Here is a 1,686-nt window from a genome sequence, read left to right on the forward strand (position 1 = left end):
ACTGCGGATGCTGAGCGTGTAGGCAAGAAGCTGAAGAACTAAGCCTAAAGAGATTTAGTAAACATAGAAAAGGGAGGTTAAATTAGCCTCCCTTTTCTATTGCCATATTTATTACTTAACATAATATAAATTATAAGACTAATTATATACGAGGATAATCCTCTATAATAAGTGTCACTAATAATATACTTTATGTTAAGTAGGTGTTTCTTTTAGAATATAAATTTCGTGCTCAGGAAATTGGAATGTCCTTCGTCGATGATCTCATTGAGCAGATTTTTGTTGTTCTCATTCATCTTGGTCGCCACCAACGAACGGATCGAAAACGAACGTAAGGCATCTACGACAGACAATGTTCCCTCTGCGCTGTCTTTGCGGCCGGTAAACGGAAACACATCCGGGCCGCGCTGGCACTGGCAATTGACGTTCACCCGGCTAACCAGGTTGACCAATGGATCAATCAATGCAGCCGTTTCATTGGCGTCGTTGCTGAAAATGCTGACCTGCTGGCCATGCGTCGATTCGATCAGGTACTGAATCGGCTCTTCGAGGTCATCGAATGGCACCACCGGAATGATGGGTCCGAACTGTTCTTCCCGGTACAAGATCATGTCCTTGTTAACCGGATAAACGATGGCTGGATAAACAAACGATTCAAATGAACTGCCGCCGCCTTCATTGATCACCCGGGCTCCGTTTGCAAGGGCATCATCGATACACGACTTTAAGTATCCGGGTTTGTTGGGCTCTGGCAGCGGTGTCAAAGAAACCCCTTTTTCCCAAGGCATCCCAAACCGTAGTTTTGAAACAGTTTCACTTAGCAGTTGCAGAAACTCATCCACCTTAGATCGGTGCACATACACGATTTTGATGGCTGTACAGCGCTGGCCGTTAAAAGACAAAGCACCCAATACGGTCTCAGAAACAGCTAACTGAAGATCGGCATTTTCGGTAACGATGGCTGCATTTTTCGCATCCAGACCCAGTATGGCACGCAGACGGTTCACTTTCGGATGCAGCTTCTTCAACTCATTGGCCACCTTGCTGGAGCCGATCAGCGTCAGTACGTTGATCTTGCCCGATTGCATCAAGCCCGGTACAATGGCATGCCCCCGGCCATAAATGGTATTTACTACGCCTCTTGGAAAACATTCCCTGAATGCCTCCAGCAGCGGATAATGCAACAAGGTTCCGTGTTTTGGCGGCTTGAACAGCAAGGTGTTGCCCATGATAAGAGCCGGAATCATGGTGGTAAATGTCTCATTCAGCGGATAATTGAATGGTCCCATACAGAGCACCACTCCCAAGGGTGAACGGCGAATCTGGGCGACTATACCTTGCTCAATATCAAAGCGGGATGATTGCCTGTCCAGGTCTTTCAGGGCGTCTATGGTGGCATAGATGTACTCTACGGTACGGTCAAATTCTTTTACAGAATCCGCATACGGCTTCCCGATTTCCCACATGATGAGCTTTACAACAATATCCTTCTGCTCAATCATTTTGTGCGTAAACCGCTCCACACACGCAATTCTGTCCTGGACGCTCATGGTCGGCCACTCTCCCCGCCCGTTGTCATAAGCCGCAACAGCAGCATCCAGGGCCTGCATGGCTTCCTGCTCAGTACAGACAGGATACGTGCCGATGACCTTTCGCTTATACCCTTCTGCTGTTTTAATAACTACA

1 protein-coding gene is annotated in these 1,686 nt (G+C 47.4%); it reads right to left on the reverse strand.

The genetic code is table 11. From position 1 onward, the window contains the following. Positions 1–212 precede the first annotated feature (212 nt). On the reverse strand, positions 213–1,686 hold a 1,474-nt coding region (locus OB13_RS06175; protein ID WP_461489279.1), incomplete at its 5' end, for an NADP-dependent glyceraldehyde-3-phosphate dehydrogenase.

This window comes from Pontibacter sp. HJ8, assembly GCF_054824225.1.